At 68.5% G+C, this 16,567-nt stretch carries 14 protein-coding genes; 9 read left to right on the top strand and 5 right to left on the bottom strand.

All coding sequences use genetic code 11. From position 1 onward, the window contains the following. Positions 1-82: 82 nt before the first annotated feature. The 4 genes from DB31_RS10530 (at position 83) to DB31_RS10515 (ending at position 5,220) form a co-directional block, all read left to right on the top strand. Positions 83-535, top strand: coding sequence for a deoxycytidylate deaminase (locus DB31_RS10530; protein WP_075305938.1), 453 nt, complete (start codon positions 83-85; stop codon positions 533-535). Between the two features lie 237 nt (positions 536-772). Further along, on the top strand, positions 773-1,450 hold the full coding sequence (locus tag DB31_RS10525) for a sensor histidine kinase (protein WP_240486622.1): 678 nt from the start codon (positions 773-775) through the stop codon (positions 1,448-1,450). An 84-nt stretch (positions 1,451-1,534) separates the two neighbouring features. Further along, positions 1,535-2,971, top strand: a complete 1,437-nt coding sequence (gene nla6 / locus DB31_RS10520) for an enhancer binding protein Nla6 (protein WP_075305936.1) — start codon at positions 1,535-1,537, stop codon at positions 2,969-2,971. Positions 2,972-3,258: 287 nt separating this feature from the next. Next, a complete protein-coding gene (locus DB31_RS10515) occupies positions 3,259-5,220 on the top strand; it encodes an ArsA family ATPase (RefSeq protein ID WP_044185853.1) in 1,962 nt (653 codons plus the stop codon). A 34-nt stretch (positions 5,221-5,254) separates the two neighbouring features. Here the strand turns inward: DB31_RS10515 and DB31_RS10510 are convergent, their stop codons facing one another. Further along, positions 5,255-5,953 (bottom strand): tetratricopeptide repeat protein, encoded by a 699-nt coding sequence (locus tag DB31_RS10510; protein ID WP_044185851.1) that lies wholly within the window; start codon positions 5,951-5,953, stop codon positions 5,255-5,257. Positions 5,954-6,068: 115 nt separating this feature from the next. Between DB31_RS10510 and DB31_RS10505 the strand changes: the two genes are divergently transcribed. Together DB31_RS10505 and cmk are read left to right on the top strand one after the other, a co-directional pair. Continuing rightward, complete coding sequence (locus DB31_RS10505; protein ID WP_044185849.1) at positions 6,069-7,037, top strand: acetyl-CoA carboxylase carboxyltransferase subunit alpha; 969 nt, start codon at positions 6,069-6,071, stop codon at positions 7,035-7,037. 14 nt (positions 7,038-7,051) lie between these two features. Then, on the top strand, positions 7,052-7,741 hold the full coding sequence (cmk, locus tag DB31_RS10500; protein WP_044185847.1) for a (d)CMP kinase: 690 nt from the start codon (positions 7,052-7,054) through the stop codon (positions 7,739-7,741). On the opposite strand, the gene DB31_RS10495 is transcribed toward cmk, so the two are convergent. Next, positions 7,738-9,876: a lytic transglycosylase domain-containing protein gene (locus tag DB31_RS10495; RefSeq protein ID WP_044185845.1), complete on the bottom strand. Its 2,139-nt coding sequence runs from the start codon at positions 9,874-9,876 to the stop codon at positions 7,738-7,740. The two genes, cmk and DB31_RS10495, sit on opposite strands and share 4 nt — an antisense overlap. 362 nt (positions 9,877-10,238) lie before the next feature. Between DB31_RS10495 and DB31_RS10490 the strand changes: the two genes are divergently transcribed. Beyond that, on the top strand, positions 10,239-10,472 hold the full coding sequence (locus DB31_RS10490; protein ID WP_044185844.1) for a hypothetical protein: 234 nt from the start codon (positions 10,239-10,241) through the stop codon (positions 10,470-10,472). A gap of 88 nt (positions 10,473-10,560) precedes the next feature. Here DB31_RS10490 and DB31_RS10485 read toward each other — a convergent pair whose 3' ends face one another. Then, entirely contained in the window at positions 10,561-12,069 is a 1,509-nt protein-coding gene (locus DB31_RS10485) for a CAP domain-containing protein (RefSeq protein WP_240486621.1), read from the bottom strand. Beyond that, positions 12,069-12,362: a DciA family protein gene (locus tag DB31_RS10480; RefSeq protein ID WP_044186234.1), complete on the bottom strand. Its 294-nt coding sequence runs from the start codon at positions 12,360-12,362 to the stop codon at positions 12,069-12,071. The genes DB31_RS10485 and DB31_RS10480 overlap by 1 nt, the downstream gene beginning before the upstream one ends. A 155-nt stretch (positions 12,363-12,517) precedes the next feature. Here DB31_RS10480 and DB31_RS10475 point away from each other — a divergent pair, with 155 nt between their 5' ends. Together DB31_RS10475 and DB31_RS10470 are read left to right on the top strand one after the other, a co-directional pair. Next, positions 12,518-15,127, top strand: a complete 2,610-nt coding sequence (locus DB31_RS10475; protein ID WP_044186232.1) for an Ig-like domain-containing protein — start codon at positions 12,518-12,520, stop codon at positions 15,125-15,127. 85 nt (positions 15,128-15,212) lie between these two features. Next, positions 15,213-16,097, top strand: a complete 885-nt coding sequence (locus DB31_RS10470) for a GGDEF domain-containing protein (RefSeq protein ID WP_044185842.1) — start codon at positions 15,213-15,215, stop codon at positions 16,095-16,097. A gap of 86 nt (positions 16,098-16,183) precedes the next feature. Here the strand turns inward: DB31_RS10470 and DB31_RS10465 are convergent, their stop codons facing one another. Continuing rightward, complete coding sequence (locus DB31_RS10465; protein WP_044185840.1) at positions 16,184-16,387, bottom strand: cold-shock protein; 204 nt, start codon at positions 16,385-16,387, stop codon at positions 16,184-16,186. Between the last annotated feature and the right edge of the window lie 180 nt (positions 16,388-16,567).

Genomic DNA, 16,567 nt, shown 5'->3' with positions numbered 1-16,567 from the left:
TGGCCGACAGCCCGCGGAGATTGGAATCCGCTTTCCGCCGCGCTACACCGCGCGCGTCTCTTCCAACTCAGGAGGTCGTGCTTTGGGCCAGCCGCGCAGCTCGTGGGATCAGTACTTCATGGACATCGCGCGCCAGGTGGCCACACGCGCCACCTGCGATCGCAAGCACGTGGGCGCACTGCTGGTGCGCGATCGCACCATCCTCTCCACCGGCTACAACGGCTCCATCCGCGGCCTGCCGCACTGTGATGACGTGGGCCACATGATGGAGAACGGCCACTGCGTGGCCACCGTCCATGCCGAGGCCAACGCCATCATCCAGGCCGCCAAGAACGGTGTGAGCATCGACGACGCCACCATCTACACCACCGCCAGTCCCTGCTGGCCCTGCTTCAAGCTGATCGCCAACAGCGGCTGCTCCCGCATCGTCTTCGGCGAGTTCTACCGGGACCCGCGCATCTTCGAGTACGCCGCCAAGATCGGCTTGGAGCTCACCGGGCTCGGCGAGGCCGCTCAGCCACCCGAGCCGCGCTGATCGCGCGCGCCCCTCCGTTCACCTGCGGACAGCTCGGAGCAAGGCAACGCTTTCCGGAGCGGGGAACGTTGCACTTCGGACACTTTTCAAGGGGTCCAAGCAAGCGGACTCACAGGGGAATTCCCCGACTTCGGCAAGAATTACCGGCCAGGGGTTGCCGTTTTACAGGCCACTCCCTAAATCCTCGCACCGGTAGGCGGGGCGCGGCGGTTGGTGACAATTCTTGAGGAGTTCCCGGTGGTTACGTCCACGGCTGTGACCAGTGTGCCCGCAGTGCAAGAGTCGTCCGACCCTGTCGTCGGGGCGGCTCGCTACAGCGCTGTTCCCACCTTGATGGACAGCCTGCTGCACGACGTGCGCAACCCGCTCAACGCACTCTCCATCAACCTCGAGGTCCTCTCCGAGAAGCTCAAGGGCGAGACGGGGGAGGTGCCTCCCTCGCAGGCGAAGAACATCAAGGCCATGCGCGATCAGATCCAGCGCGTGGACGGCATCCTGCGCCAGTTCGCCGACTTCATCGTCTTCCGCGGGAGCACTGGGGGCGAGGTGGTGTTGTCCGAGCTGGCCAAGCGCTCACTGGACGTGATTGCGCACGAGAGCCGGCGCCGGCGCCTCAAGCTGAACGTCGCGATCGAGCCGGATCTGCGCGTGAAGCTGCAGGACACCAGCGAGGTGAGCTTCTTCCTGATCCAGTCGTTGCTGCGCGCCTTCGGGCGCTCGGAGGCGAGCACCGAGGTCACCGTGGCTGTCCGGGCCGAGGGCTCGCAGGCGGTGCTCGAGGTGAAGGACTCGGCGGGCTCTGCTCCGGAGTCGGCACCGGACATCATCGCTGCCCTGGGCCTGCGCTGTGCGCAGCTGGGAGTCGAGTTCCAGGTCCGAGGGGACGTCTGCCGCTTCATTTTTGCGCGCGTCTGAGCTGCGGCACCGCTCAGCGCTTCAACGAGTTCAGTTTCTCTTCTCAGTTACACACCAGGCGAAAGCTGTAGGGAGGTCTTCATCTTGGGCAGCGCACGAATTCTGGCCGTGGATGACGAACGCGCGACGTGCGAGGCGCTGGCAGAAATGCTCAGCTCCTGGGGGCACAAAGTCGAGGTGGCGTTCGACGGGCACGATGCCCTGCGCAAGGCGGGCGAGTTCCGTCCGGACGTGGTCCTGTCGGATCTGGCCATGCCGGAGACGGACGGGCTCTGGTTGATGCGTCAGCTGCGGGAGGAGCTGCCGGACTGCCCGGTCGTCTTCCTCACCGGCCGAGGCACCATCGACGCCGCCGTGGGCGCAATCAAGGAGGGCGCGTACGACTTCATCGAGAAGCCGCTGAACATCGCGCGCCTGAAGGTCTGCATCGAGCGGGCCTTGGAGAAGAAGGAGACGCAGCGCGAGGTACAGACGCTGCGGCGCCGCCTCAAGCAGCTGGGGCAGCAGGATCTGATCTCCACCTCGGGCGCCATGCGCAAGGTGGGCGAGCTGATCGAGAAGGTGGCTCCCTCCAAGGCCAGCGTCGCCATCTCCGGCGAGTCCGGCACCGGTAAGGAAGTGGTGGCTCGCGCCATCCACAACCTGTCGCTGCGCCGCGAGAAGCCCTTCATCGCCATCAACTGCGCGTCCATCCCCGCCACGCTGATCGAGTCCGAGTTCTTCGGCCACGAGCGCGGCGCCTTCACGGGTGCGGATCAGCGCCGCCCGGGCGTCTTCGAGATGGCCCACGGCGGCACGCTCTTCCTGGACGAGCTCGGTGAGATTCCCATCGAGCTGCAGGCCAAGCTGCTGCGCGTGCTGGAAGAGGGGCGGCTGCGCCGGCTGGGCGGCAAGGTGGAGATCGAGGTGGACGTGCGCGTGCTGTGCGCCACGAACCGCGACCTGAAGCAGGAGATCAAGAACCAGCGCTTCCGCGAGGATCTCTACTTCCGCCTCAACGTGTTCCAGGTGCACCTGCCGCCGCTGCGTGAGCGCCGGGAGGACATCCCCATCCTCGTGCAGCACTTCGTGGAGAAGTTCGGCGGGGACTCGGCCAAGCGCGTGACGGGAGTGCACCCGGAGGCCATGGAGGTGCTCAAGGCGCACGACTGGCCGGGCAACATCCGTGAGTTGCGCAATGCCGTGGAGCGCGCCGTCATCCTCTGTGACGGCGAGCTGATCACCCGCGAGCATCTGCCCCCCGACATGGCGGGCAAGAGCCCGGAGCGCCACACCTTCCGGCTGCCCTACGGCCTGTCCCTGGACGCGGTGGAGCGCGAGTACATCCTCGGCAGCCTGCAGCGGAACGGGAACAACAAGGCCCGCACCGCTGAGATCCTGGGGGTGTCTGAAAAGACCCTCTACAACAAGCTCAACCGCTACGCCGCTGAGGCCCGCCAGCAGGGCTCCGTGACCGATGGCCTGGTGAAGGCCGCCGGCGGCGGTGGGGCCGGGGGATCTGGCGAGGTCGACGCCCGGTAGTCGACCTTCCAGGTAGGAATTCCGGCCCGGATTTCGCGCCTTTGGAGTTCCCTGGCAGTGAGGCTTTCAAGCAGCCTGGCACATCGCGTCAACGGGTGTGCCAGGGCTGCAAAACCCGCGTCAACTCTTGACTTTTACCCTCTGGACGGGGGATCATCCGGACCTCTCATACATGGGGTTCCGACGCAGGCCATGACCTGGCTGGGGACTCCACCGCCTGATCCGCGGCTGTCTACGGATGGACGATTCGGAAGCCGACGGGGGGCGTCAAGGAAGGCCACGACGCAATGAGTGATGCGCGAGTTCTCCACTTCTTCGGCGGCAAAGGCGGTGTTGGAAAGAGCACGCTGGCCGCAGCCTATGCGTTGAATCTTGCCGAGGAAGCGCCCAAGGAGAAAGTGCTCCTCGTCTCCCTGGATCCGGCTCGAACGCTGTCCGATCTGGTGAAGAAGAAGCTGACGGCGAAGCCCTCGAAGCTGGTGGCTGGCAAGGGCGAAGGGGGCCTGTACGCGGCGGAGTTGGAGCCCGCGGCCCTGATCAAGCCGTTCGCCGCCAAGTACGTCCCCGCTCTGGAGAAGGCCGCCGCCAAGGGCTCTGTGCTGTCGGATGAAGATCTCGGCAAGCTCTTTGCCCAGGCCGTACCGGGGCTCGAGGAGTTGGTGAGCTTCTTCCAGGTGCTGGAACTGCTGGAGGCCAAGGAGTTCGACCGGATCGTCGTCGACACCTCGCCCACCAGCCACACGCTGCGCCTGTTCGACTTGCCCCAGGGCCTGCGCAAGTTCCTGGGCATCGTGAGGACGGGCACGGACAAGCCCGCCTCCAGCGGCAAGGGCAAGAAGGAGCCCGCGCCGACTCCGGCCGAGGGCACGTTCCTGGATGAAGTCGCTGGCAAGGCGGAGCGGCTGCTGGCGCTCATCAAGGACGGGACGCGCTCGGCGTTCCACCTCGTGGCGCTGGCCGAGCCGGTGCCCGAGGCGCAGACGCGCATGTACTTCGCGCAGCTTCGCGAGCGCGCCATCCCGGTGACGGAGATCCTTGTCAACCAGGTGGAGGAGAAGGGCGGCTGTCCCGCGTGCCAGGGCCGCCGCGGCCTCCAGGCCCCTCACGTGCGCAAGTTCCAGGCGCTGGACAAGGCCGTCCCCGTGCAGCTCATCGCCAAGCGCGAGCTGGCGCCGCGCGGGCTGGATGGGATCAAGAAGTTCGCCAAGGAGTGGATTGGAGGCAAGGAGACCAAGGCGCTGGAGTTCTCCGCCGCCGAGGGGCCTCCGGCGCTGGTACGCGCGCCCTCCATGCCTCCGATTGCCGCGCCGCCGCTGCCTCCCACGCGCCTGATCTTCTTCGTGGGGCAGGGTGGGGTGGGCAAGAGCTCCTGCGCCGCCGCGGCTGCAGTGACGCTGACGGAGAAGGAGGGGCCCGTGCTCCTCATCTCCACGGATCCGGCGCACTCGCTGTCGGACGTGCTCCAGAGCCGCCTGACGGACACCGAGACGCAGGTGAAGGGCACCAAGGGCCTCTACGCCCGCGAGCTGGACGTGAACGGCTGGTTCACCGCCCTGCGCAAGCGCCTCAAGGAGAAGGCCGAGAAGGGCTTCGAGGGCGCGCCGAAGAGCGGCGACGTGCCGGCCGACCTGGCCGCGCTGCGCAACCTGCTGGAGTGCGCGCCTCCGGGCATCGATGAGCTGGCCGCGCTGTCGTGCCTGACGGACGCGCTGGTCCAGGAGCGCTTCAAGCGCATCGTCGTGGATCCCGCGCCGATGATCACCTCCATGCGCGTGGTGGAGCTGGCCGAGACCGCGAAGACGTGGCTGGGCGCGCTGCACGCCATCCTGTCCAAGTACAAGACCAAGGGCCTGGGCGAGCTGGCCGATGACGTGGCCGCGCAGCTCAAGCACGTGAAGCGCTTCGAGGAGGCGCTGGCCTCGCCCAACGAGTCCCGCTTCGTTGTCGTCACGCGCGGCGAGGATCTCGCGGCTTCGCGCACCGAGCGGCTGGTGGAGTACCTCCAGGCGAAGAAGCTCCAGGTGGAGCGCGTGCTCGTCAACCGCGTGGGCCCCAAGTCCACCTGCCCCAAGTGCGAGAACCGCCGCAAGCTGGAGCTCAACGCGGCCAAGGCCATCGAGAAGAAGATCGGCCTGCCTGTGACCATGGCTCCGGCGCTCGGCCGTCACCCCGCCGGCCTGCGCGAGCTGAAGGCCTTCCGCACCGCGTGGTACGCGCTGTCCGCGCCGGTGAAGATCAAGGCGGCCTGAGCCCAGGCCCGGAGGCCTGGGCGGGTGAATCCGCTCAGGCGTCGCACTCGGACGGAGAGTCGTAGAACGTGCCGAGCGTCTTCAGCTTCAGCAACCCCTTGGTGTCGAGCGAGCCGGTGTCTGGCTTCTGGCCGGTGAGCTTCACCTCCACGTTGCGGCCCTTGACGCTGTAGGTACCGGTGAGTGTCTCCGTCTTGGGCTCGCCCTCCTCCTGGGGCACCTTCTTGGTCACGGTGACCTTGTTTCCGTCCTCGAACTTGAGCGTCACCAGCGTTCCGTAGACGCCCACTCCCGGGCCGAACCAGCTCACCTTGCGGAGGAGCTCCGGCACGTCCGCAGCCCGAGCCGGAGAGCGGCCCTGCAGTTTCTGCCAGCCCACCGTGTCCCGGATGGGATCCAGATCCGCGTCCTCCTTGGCGCGCTGGAGCCGCTTCGGGTCCAGCTTCACCGACGCGGTGAGGTGCTCCAGGATCGTGTCGCGGTAGGCATCGTGCTGGCAGATCTGCCCCTGCTTGCGAAGCACTCCCAGCGTGGCGGCCACGTTGTACTGGGCCAGCGCGTGCTTCGGGTCTGCCTGGACGGCGGCCTGGAACTTCTCCAGGGCTTCGGGGTACTTGCCCGCCTGGTACAGCTGGAAGCCTTCCGTGTTGAGCGCCTTGGCAGAAGGGGGGGGCTGGGCGGCCGCCGGGAGCGCCAGCGACAGGGTGAGCAGCAGCAGGGGCAGGCGGTTCATGGCTCTCCGGACGGTAGGTGAGTGGAGCGCATTCTACGCGGCGCGTAACGCAACCGGGGGTGCGAAGCGGCTTGCACGTTGAAAGTCCCTAGGGGCAGGTGCTACGTCCGCCCCCATGGCGACCGGTACTGGCTACGCGCTCGATTTCGAACGCCCCCTCATCGAGCTGGAGAAGAAGATCGAGGAGCTCAAGGCTCTCTCCACCAGCGGTGCGGTGGACTTCTCTTCGGAGATCTCCAAGCTGGAGAAGAAGGCCAAGAAGCTCCAGACGGAGATCTTCAGCGACTTGTCGCGCTGGCAGGTGGTGCAGCTGTCCCGCCACAGCGCGCGGCCCTACTTCCTGGACTACGTCCAGAGGCTCTTCACCGACTTCTTCGAGATGTGCGGAGACCGGCGCTTCGGTGAGGATCCCTCCATCGTCGGCGGCTTTGCCAAGCTGGATGGCAAGACGGTGATGCTGATCGGCCACCAGAAGGGCCGCAGCACCAAGGAGAACATGGCGCGCAACTTTGGCATGCCGCGCCCCGAGGGCTACCGCAAGGCCCTGCGCCTCATGGAGCTGGCCGAGCGCTTCGAGAAGCCCATCCTCACCTTCGTGGACACCTCGGGCGCGTACCCGGGCATTGGCGCCGAGGAGCGCGGCCAGGCCGAGGCCATCGCCGTCAACCTGGAGGTCATGAGCGGCCTCAAGGTGCCCATCATCTCCACCGTCATCGGCGAGGGCGGCTCGGGCGGCGCGCTGGCCATCGGTGTGGGCAACCGCGTGCTGATGCTCCAGAACAGCGTCTACTCGGTCATCTCGCCCGAGGGCTGCGCCTCCATTCTCTTCCGCGACTCCACCCAGGCGGAGAAGGCCGCGGACGCGCTCAAGCTCACCGCCAAGGATCTGCTGGGTCTCAAGGTCATTGACGAGGTGGTGCCCGAGCCTGCGGGCGGCGCGCACCGCGACCACCCCAAGGCCGCCGAGAACCTGGGCAAGGTGCTGCGCAAGCACCTGGGCGAGCTGACGAAGCTCAAGCCGGACGAGCTGGTGAAGGACCGCTACGAGAAGTTCCGCGCGCTCGGCGTCTTCTCCGGGCGCTGAGAGAGAGTGCGCGCGTGAGACCGTTCATCGTCGCCATCGACGGGCCTGCCGGGGCCGGCAAGTCCACCGTGTCCAAGCTGTTGGCCCGCAGGCTCGGGTTCGCCCTGGTGGACACCGGTGCCATCTACCGCTGCGTGGCGCTGATGGCGAAGCGCGAGAGCATTGCCTCGGATGACGACGCGCGGCTGGGCGAGCTGCTCGGCCGCATCCACATCCACTTCCAGGTGGTGGGCGAGGAGAACCGCGTCTTCCTGGATGGGCAGGACGTGTCCTCGGAGATCCGCACGCCGGAGATCTCCATGGGCGCCTCGCAGGTCTCCAGCCGCCCGGTGGTGCGCGCGGGCCTGCTGGCACTGCAGCGGCGGCTCGCGCTGGAGGCGGAGAAGGGCGCCATCCTCGAGGGCCGCGACATCGGCACCGTGGTGTTCCCGGACGCGGACGCCAAGTTCTTCCTGGAGGCCTCGTCCGAGGTGCGTGCCCGGCGCCGCTACGAGGAGCTGTTCCAGAAGGGCGTGGAGAGCACCCTGGAGCAGGTGCTGACCGACCAGACCCAGCGCGACAAGGATGACTCGGCCCGCGCCGTGGCCCCGCTCAAGGCCGCTGAGGACGCCGTGCGCCTGGACTCCAGCGCCACGCCGCTCTCCGAGGTGGTGCAGACACTGGAGACCGACATCCTCCGCCGCTTGGCTCAGCGTCAGGGCTAGAAGTTCACGCCCTCGCCCAAGGGCGTGGGGATCGTGAGCGCCAGCGGCGGAAGCGAGGCCCCGCCGCCGTAGAAGGAGCGGTAGAGGTACAGGTCCGCCACCACCTGCTTCACGTAGCCGCGCGTCTCCCGGAAGGGGATCTCCTCCACGAAGAGATCCAGCGGCAGCGTGCCCTTCTCCTGCGCCCACTTCGCCGTGGCCTTGGGGCCCGCGTTGTAGGCGGCCGCCGCCAGCACCGGGTGCGAGAAGCGCTTCATCAGCTGCGACAGGTACCAGGCGCCGTAGCGGATGTTCAGGTCCGGCGCGAACAGGTCCGCCGGGTTGGGCTTGGGCTCGGAGAGCTTCTCGGCGATGGCCGTGCCCGTGGGAGGGATGATCTGCATCAGCCCTCGGGCGTTGGCGGCGCTGGCCACCTCGGGGCGGAAGGCGCTCTCGCGGCGCATGATGGCCCACACGAGGTACGGCTCCACCTCGGCGCGCGAGGCCGCGGCCTCCACCGCCGAGGCGAAGGCCTTCGGGTAGAAGGCCGCCAGCGCGTCCGGAGCCCGCTCGCCGAAGGCCCGGCCCCAGAGGTGCCGCGCGGCGATGGCGTGGGCATAGCCGTACTCGCCCATGGACAGCAGCGCGTGCACGAAGGGCAGCGCCTGCGACGGAGAGTGGATGCGCGAGGCGCGGGACTCCACCTCCTCGGCTGCATCGGGGAAGAGCCCCGCCTCGGAGAGCGCCACGGCCAGCTCCAGGTCCGGCGGACGCGCCACGGTGAGCTGCTTGGGAGGCTCCGGGAAGGCCGGGGGCACCGGGCGGCCCAGCGCGCGCAGCCGCTCGCTGGCCAGCAGCGAATAGAACGAGGCGGGGGACACGGCGACGACGGTCTCGTACGCGCGCGCGACGACGTCCACGGACGCGCCGCCCAGCTCCTGGCTCCGGGCCATCCAGTAGCGCGCCTGCGGCACCAGGCTGCTGCGCGGGAAGCTGTCCACCAGCTTCTCCAGGGACTCGCGAGCCTCGGCATAGCGCTCCAGTCGCAGCAGCGCCAGGGAGCGGAACCACATGCCCTCATCGCGCCGCCGCGAGCGCGGGTAGCGCTGCTCGTAGAGGGTGAAGGACTTCACCGCGTCCTCGAAGCGCTGGGCCTGCAGATCCAGCCAGCCGGCGAAGAAGCCGCCCTCGTCCCCAGCGGGCTGCTTGGGATAGGCCTTGTCCAGGGCCGCCATCAGCGCCCGGGCCTTCTCGTTGTCATTGGCTCGCAGCGCGCGGCGCGCCGTCACCAGCGCAGCCTCGGCGGCCACCGCGGGCGGCCCCTTGCGCGCCTCGGCCAGCTTCTTCTCGGCCTCCTCGGCCTTGCCCGTGGCGAACAGCGCCAGCGCGCGCACCAGCGCCACCTGCGTCCGGGCCAGCTCCCCCTTCACCCACTTGCGCGACTCCGCCGTCTCCAGCTCCGTCATCGCCTGCGAGGCCATGCCTCCGTCCAGCAGCGCGCGAGCCCGCTTCAGGTGCTCGGCCAGCGTCAGCCGCACGGGCGGGGTGAGCGCCTCCAGCTGCGCCAGGGCCTCCTCTGCGTACGGGTGGGTGGCGTAGCGCAGGGCCACCGCGCGCAGGTCCTCCTTGGCCCCTGCGGCATTGCCCGTGGCGCTGCGGGCGAGCGCGCGCTCATAGAGCAGCTCCGCCGAGGGGGTCTTGTCCGCTGCTGTCTCCAGGATGGGAGCAGCCTTGGCGGGCTTGCCGGCCTTCAGCAGGGCCTCTCCCAGGCGGGCCCGGGCGCGGGGCTCGAGCGAGGGAGGCGCCTTCTGGACGGCCAGCGAGAAGGCGGCCGCCGCCCCCTCCGCGTCACCCGAGTAGAAGAGGGCCTGACCCCGGTAATAAGCGTGGAACGCCTCCAGGCCGGGTGGGACAGGGTAGGACTCAAGGATCTGCCGGGCCTCCAGGGCCTCGCCCTCCGAAAGCACGAGCGTGCCTGCCAGCAGCGCCAAACGGCCGGATTCCGGGCACTTCACGGCGTCGCAGGCCTTCAGCTCTGCGCGCACGAGCGCGGTGGCCTCGGGACGGTGCAGGCGGACGGCCTCCCGTGTCGTGGGCGTCTGCGCCACCGCTACCCCCGAAAAGAGCCCCACCACCACCCAACCACTCCACTTCATGGGTCTTTCCTCTCCGCTCACACCCTGGGCGCATTTTAACGCAGGGTGTTTGGGAATCATTCCCTCGGAGGGTTGTCCTGGGGGGGTGGTTTGACAGCCGCCCCAACAAGTCCTAGATCGGCCGCGCTTTCGCAGTCCTGGGGAGTGTTCACCCGGCAGCATTCGGTGTCCATACCGTCAGGGGGAATGTCATGTAGGGAGACATCAGGCCTCGACCCATTGCGTCACTGCTTGTGCCTCATTAGGTTGGGTCGCCGTCTGACGCCAACCTCTACCGCTGGTAGAGGGAGCCTCAAAACGCCGCATCGCAGCACGTCAGAGCTCGGGGGGGGATTTCGTTCACCTGGGAGGGCTCCGTATCCATGAAGCCGTGTCCGTCCGATCTTTCGCAGACCATCAACCCCGAGGCTGGCCCGAAGCGCGCCGGCGTCGAGACTCACCGCAACCTCAACTGCCACCACTACGACAACTGCCTGGATGAGGCGGTGCGCCGGGGCTGGCAGTCTTTCTCCTGCATGAAGTGCCCGCTGTACCAGCAGGTGGCGCCGCCTCAGATGGGCATCGAGGCCTACGCCACCCAGCGCCGCCCGGTGTAGTGCCCGGCGGTTCATTCCTGAAGAGACCGAGCCGCGGTCGAGCCCCGCTACCCGAGGCCCCCGAGAGGAGGCCCGTGGAGCGGGAGGCTCACCGCGGCGTCGTGTAGATGACGACCACCCAGTACTTGTCCCGGCCGAAGGTGGCCGAGTCTCCGCGGATGACGCCCACGCCCACCTCGGTGTTGCGCGCGTCCAGCAGGCTCTTGGACTCGGGGGCGGTGGTGGGATCCTCGGCGACGTAGAAGTCCACGGCCGCGGTCTTCACGTTCTCCATGCCCTTGAAGACGCGCTCGTGCACGTTCGAGTCGGGCAGGTGTGCCTTGGGCGTGTCCTGGCGCAGCGCCCGGCGCACGTGGTCCATGGCGATCTGCTCCAGCGCCTTGTTGCGCTTGAGCGGCTGCAGCTTGAACTGCTTCCGCTTGGCCTCCAGTGCCTTGTAGGCCTCGGCCAGCGGGTCGGCCGAGGGGGGCAGGGCAGCGGCGGAGTAGACCTCGGTGACGATGGCCTGGGGCCGGCCCTCCACCGTCTGGAACGTCACGCCGATGCCCGCGTGGGTGAACTGCGGCGAGAGCAGGTTCTTGCGGTGGCCGGGGCTGTGCTCGATGCCGAAGTGCGCGGACAGCGGACCGGGGGCCATGCCCAGGTTCTCTCCGGCGCTGCGGTACGCGGGGCCCGCGGCGGACAGGCGCTTGCGCAGGTCCGTGCCGTCCGGCGCCACGTGGGCGAAGAAGCCCTCGCGGGCCATGCGATCGCTGTAGGCCTGTGCCACCGCGTCCAGCGCCGAGTCCGGTGACAGCGGGTTCAGCTTGTAGGCGCGGCGCAGGTTGTTGATGCGGGTGAGGATGGCCTCCCGGGCCTCGGGGATGGTGGTGGGCTCGGAGACGGGCTCGTCGTCGCCGCGCTGGCTGGGGCCGCCCACGTCCACCAGGAAGAGCGCGGCCACCTCGGGGCCCTTGGCCGAGCGGCCGATCACCTCCACCGTGTAGCCGCCCACCTGGGGGAACTTCAGCTGCGCGCAGAACGAGGGCCCTGCCTCGCGCGTGAGCGGCACCCGCTCCACGCTGCCGTCCGGCAGGGTGGAGTACACGTCCGCTCCGCTGAGTGGGGAGACCAGCTGGCCGCAGAGGACCTGGGCGGCCTTGGGCTTCGGGAAGTTGCGAGGGAAGCGCTGGAGCTCGGCCTTGCGCTCGGTGAGCAGCAGGATGAGGGCGGCGCGCTCGCCCGCGGTGACGACGCCCACGCCGAAGTGGGTGGCGGGCTCGCCGCTGAAGTCCTTGCGCGACAGGAACGTCTCGATGAGCTGGGAGTGCGCCCAGGCGCGAATCACGAACGAGCGGGGGCTCGGGTCGGCACCGCCCGCATCGCTCACGGCCAGGGTGAGCGAGTGCAGATCCGGAGCGCCCGTGGGCATTTGCGGCCCCAGGGACTCGCGGGCGAGCCGGCGCGCGGCCTCCATGAGCGCGGGATCCTGCGTCGGCGCGCGGCGTCCCACGCGCTCGAACTCCCGGAGCACGTGCTGGACGGACTGCCGCTCCATGGACTCGGCGTTCAGCGGCGCGGCGGCCAGCAGGGTGGTGAGGGCCAGGACGAGCATCATCACCCCAGCCGGAACGACAGCGCCGTCACCGTGCCCGCCCCCAGCCGGGCGTTGAGGCGCTCGCACACCGAGGCCTGCTCCAGCGACAACGTCTTGGCCCACTCGGCGCTCGCCACGGTCACCACCAGGGTCCCCGCTTGCAGGGTGTACGGGGAGGTGTGCTTGGCAATCTGAGGGCCGACGGCGGCGGCCCAGACGGGAGCGAGGGAGCGCCCCTTGCCAGATTCCTCGGCGAGCCGGGCGAGGACACGGGGCAGGAGGGATTCCAAGGACTTGGGCTCATGGCGCGGCATGGGATGAATCATGGGCGGGCCTGGGAGGAAATCCAATGCCGGGTTGTAAACCGGCCGGGCCTGAAGCGCCTGGGAGCAGGGGCTCAGGCCGTCGCGCGCAGGTCCACCTGCCTGTATGAAAGGAATCCCCCGCTGTGAAGACGGAGTCCGCCGTGATGAACCCCCGTTCCCGCCCGGTGCCGGTGCTGGCCTTGCTGTGTGTGGGCCTGGCGTTGAGTGGTTGCGCCTCGGATGAGGGAGCTGACGAGTCCCCCACCGGGCCGGTGATGGGGCCGGATGCGGCGTGCACGGTGGATCAGGACTGCCCGGATCCGGCGCTCTTCTTCTGCAACACGGCGGCGTCCCGGTGCGAGGCCGCCTGCCGCACCCGGGAGGACTGTAGTGCGGCGAAGCGAGGCTCCTTCGCGCTGCCCGAGTGCGACAACAACCCGCTGGGCTGCCAGTGCGATCAGGGCAAGTGCATGGTGTCCCTGTGCTCGAGCGACGCGGACTGCGGCGCGCAGGTGTGCCGGGATGGCGAGTGCGTGGCGCCTCCGCCCGCTTCGTCCGCGGCGTCGTGCCAGGTGACGCCGGACTTCGTGCTGGGGCGCTCGGGGGGGAAGGTGCGCTTCGATGTGACGGTGCGCGATGCCTCGGGCAAGCCGGTGGTGCTGACCGAGGGCATCACCTGGGCGGCGGTGGCAGGAGCGGTGGAGGGTGGAGGCTCGGGGGCGAGCGCCACGTTCACACTGAAGGCGCAGGCCGAGTCCACCGAGGCGGTGGAGGCGCGGGTGGGCCAGGCCGTCTGCCGCGCGCGGGTAACGGTGCTGGCCGCGGAGCCGCCCGAGGGGCAGGTGAGGGTGGTGGTGACGGACGAGCTGACGGGCCGGCCGCTGCAGGGAGCGCTCGTGGTGGCGGCCACGGGGGCGGGCAGCCTCATCGGCTCGGATGCGACGGATGCAGACGGTGTGGCGCACGTGACGGCGACGGGCGTGGTGAGCCTCACGGCGTTCCACGCGGACTACGGCTACCTGACGCTGGGGCACTACGACACGGTGGAGCGCTCGAGGGATGTGGTGCTGCCGCTGCGGCGCAACCCGCTGGAGCTCTACGGCGGAGCGAAGGGCACCTTTAGCAACCTGCCGGCCACATCGAACCTCCACCTGGGCTTCGCGGGCCTGTCCACGCCGGGGCTCGGGTTGGACATCGCGTCCGAGCAGCAGACCGGCCCGACGGAGAAGGTGGCCGTGAACCTGGGCGGCCTGGTGCGCGAGCTGGATCTTCCGGCGGGCGCTTACCTGGCGTTGCCCTCCAGCCCGGTCAAGGCGGTGCACCAGGCGCCGGGCGTGGCAGGAGTGTGTGACGCGAGACTGCCGGGCATCTCGAACGTCGAGGAGGCCATCCGCGCGGGGCAGTGTGGCACTCGTACGGCCTGGGCGCTGGCAGGGGATGTGCCGCCTGCGGAGATTCCCCCGAGCCTCTTTGGCGCGACGCCCGACGTGAGCCAGGTGCTCGCGCAGAGCATCCCCCTGCTGCGGCGCTTCCAGTCCTCGGTGGTCCGCGACGTGCAATTCAAGCTGCAGCCCACGCCGGGGGCGAGCACGGGGACGCCGGACTTCAGGGACACCGCGCACTTCTCCTCGGTGGACCATGACTACCAGCAGCTTCCGCTGGGCTTCCCGTTCGCCGTCCGAGTCCCTTCGCTCCCGCGCTACCGGGGTGCTTTCCTCGATGGGGCCTTCGTGCTGGGGACGGTGAGCGTGCCGGGCCAGGGGCTGGTGCCGCTGGGCCTGGGGATCGCGGTGAACGTGGCGCCAGCGGATCCCAACACGGATGTGCAGTCCGGGCTTCCGGCGCCGGGGCTCGTGAGTGTCCGCATGGCGCCCGCGCACCACGGGCTGGAGGGCAGTGCCTACCGGCTGCTCGTGCTGGCCACCTCCAACGCGGCGCTGAACGATGCCTCCGCGAGCGCGGCCAGCAGCGGGGTCGTCGAGCCGTTGGCCCGGCTCTCCTTCGATCCCAAGGGCAGCACGCCGGTGCAGACCTCGCGAGGCTTCCTGCCGCTGCCCGAGGGGGCTCGCTACAACTTCACCGCGGAGTCCTACCGGGGCTTGGAGGGGCGTCAGTTCCGCTTCACCACCGATCCTGGGCTGAGCGGTGCGACCCTGCTTCGCATCGTCTTCACCCACCGGCTGGGCCACCAGTGGACGGTGCTGCTGGATCCAGCGCGGGCCACCTCGGGCGTGCGGCTGCCGGTACCGCCCGCGCCGTTCGAGGACCGGACCTATTATGGAGACCTCACCGGGACGCGCGCGCTGATGCGGGTTCAGGCGCTCGTGGCGGCCAGGCCCGGGGACGGCAGTGGGCTGGATGCGGTGGAGCTGGCCGAGGTGAAGGAGGTGAGCCTGGCGCAGCTCGGGGACGTCACCCGGGCCTGGTCGGTGATCGACTACCGTCGCCCGGAAGTGTCCTGGCTCGTCCCGGACGTGGATGCGCTGAGTGTGCCGCGCGAGTCCACGGTGCGTGTCCGGACCACCGGCTTTCGGATAGGCAGTGGGCCCATGGACGACGGCTACGTCCAGCTCTCCTTCATTGGAGGAACGGGCTGCGAGGTCCAGACCGTTCGCGGGGACGTGGATGCCTCGCAGGGGCGCGGCGAGGTGGATCTGAAGCTGCCTGTGGGCTGCTCGGGACTGGGGCTGTCCATGACGGCCACCCTGGTGGATCCGTCTGGAGCGCCCTTGCGGCCTCCCGTCTCCGCTACGCGGCTCGTCAACCTCCCTTGAAGCTGAGCGCAGGGTGCATGGGTAAACGGTGCACCAAGGAGTACAACTCGTTTCCTGATTTGCGCGGTGTTAGAGTTGGGCGGACATGGCGCAGAACGAGACCGTCGTCACAGCCATCTCGAAAATTTCCGACCGGCCGCTCAACCTGGATGCGGCGCTGGTGGTGATCTACGGCGAGGATCTAGGCCGCAAGTATGACCTCAAGGCAGCGGAGGTCATCATCGGGCGCTCGTCCAAGGCCGACATCTGCGTGGACCAGGAGTCGGTGAGCCGCAACCACGCGCAGATCACGAACAGCAAGAAGGGTGTGCGCATCCGGGACATGGGGTCCACGAACGGGACGTTCGTGAACGACCATGCGGTGGAGGACGGTGGGGAGCAAGAGCTGCGCAACGGCGACCTGGTGAAGATCGGGCGGACGATCTTCAAGTTCATCGCGGGTGGGAACATCGAGGCGGCGTACCACGATGAGATCTACCGGATGACGACGATGGACGGGCTGACGCAGGTCCACAACCGCCGGTACTTCGACGAGCAGATCGATCGGGAGCTGTCCCGGAGCCGCCGCTACGAGCGGGTGCTGTCGCTGGTGATGATGGACATCGATCACTTCAAGCAGATCAACGATCAGCACGGTCACCTGGCGGGGGACTACGTCCTCAAGCAGCTGGCCTCGACGGTGCGCACGCGCATCCGGCGCGAGGACGTGTTCGCGCGCTACGGCGGCGAGGAGTTCGCGGTCATCCTCCCGGAGATCGATCTGAAGAGCGCGAAGCAGTTCGCGGAGAAGGTGCGCCAGCTCGTGGCGAAGCAGCACTTCAGCTTCGACAAGCAGCACATCCCGGTGACGCTGTCGCTGGGGGTGGCCGTGCTCAAGCCCGATCACCGCGAGGCTGGCGATCTGGTGCGCGCGGCGGACGAGAAGCTCTACGAGGCAAAGACGGGCGGCCGCAACCGCGTGTGCGTCTGAGCGTGCGGCCGATGAAGCCGCGCTGAACAAAGAAAAGCCCGGCCTCTTGAGGAGACCGGGCTTATTGAGGCTTCAGATGCGCGGGATCAGACCGGGCGCACGTTCTGAGCCTGCAGGCCCTTGGGGCCACGGGCGACGTCGAACTCGACCTTCTGCCCTTCCTGCAGGGTGCGGAAGCCCTGAGTCTGAATCGCAGTGTGGTGGCAGAAGAGATCCTCGCCCCCGCCGTCCTGCGTGATGAAGCCAAAGCCCTTCGCGTCGTTGAACCACTTCACGGTACCAGTTGCCATTTACGAGTCTTCTTTCTTATCCGGCCTGGATGAGCTGCACCGGAACCCCGCTCGGTTCGAGCGAGGCGTCTGCCGTGTGTCACGTTTCCTGACGAAAGCCAAGAGGAGCCCCACAAAAGGTTCTCCCCCGGACGATTGCCTGGGGGGAAAACCCATGATGTGGGGTCCCCATTCCCCAGG

It is taken from the genome of Hyalangium minutum, from assembly GCF_000737315.1.
In the GTDB taxonomy this organism is placed as follows: Bacteria; Myxococcota; Myxococcia; order Myxococcales; family Myxococcaceae; genus Hyalangium; species Hyalangium minutum.
This window is presented reverse-complemented; position numbering and strand designations above follow the sequence as displayed.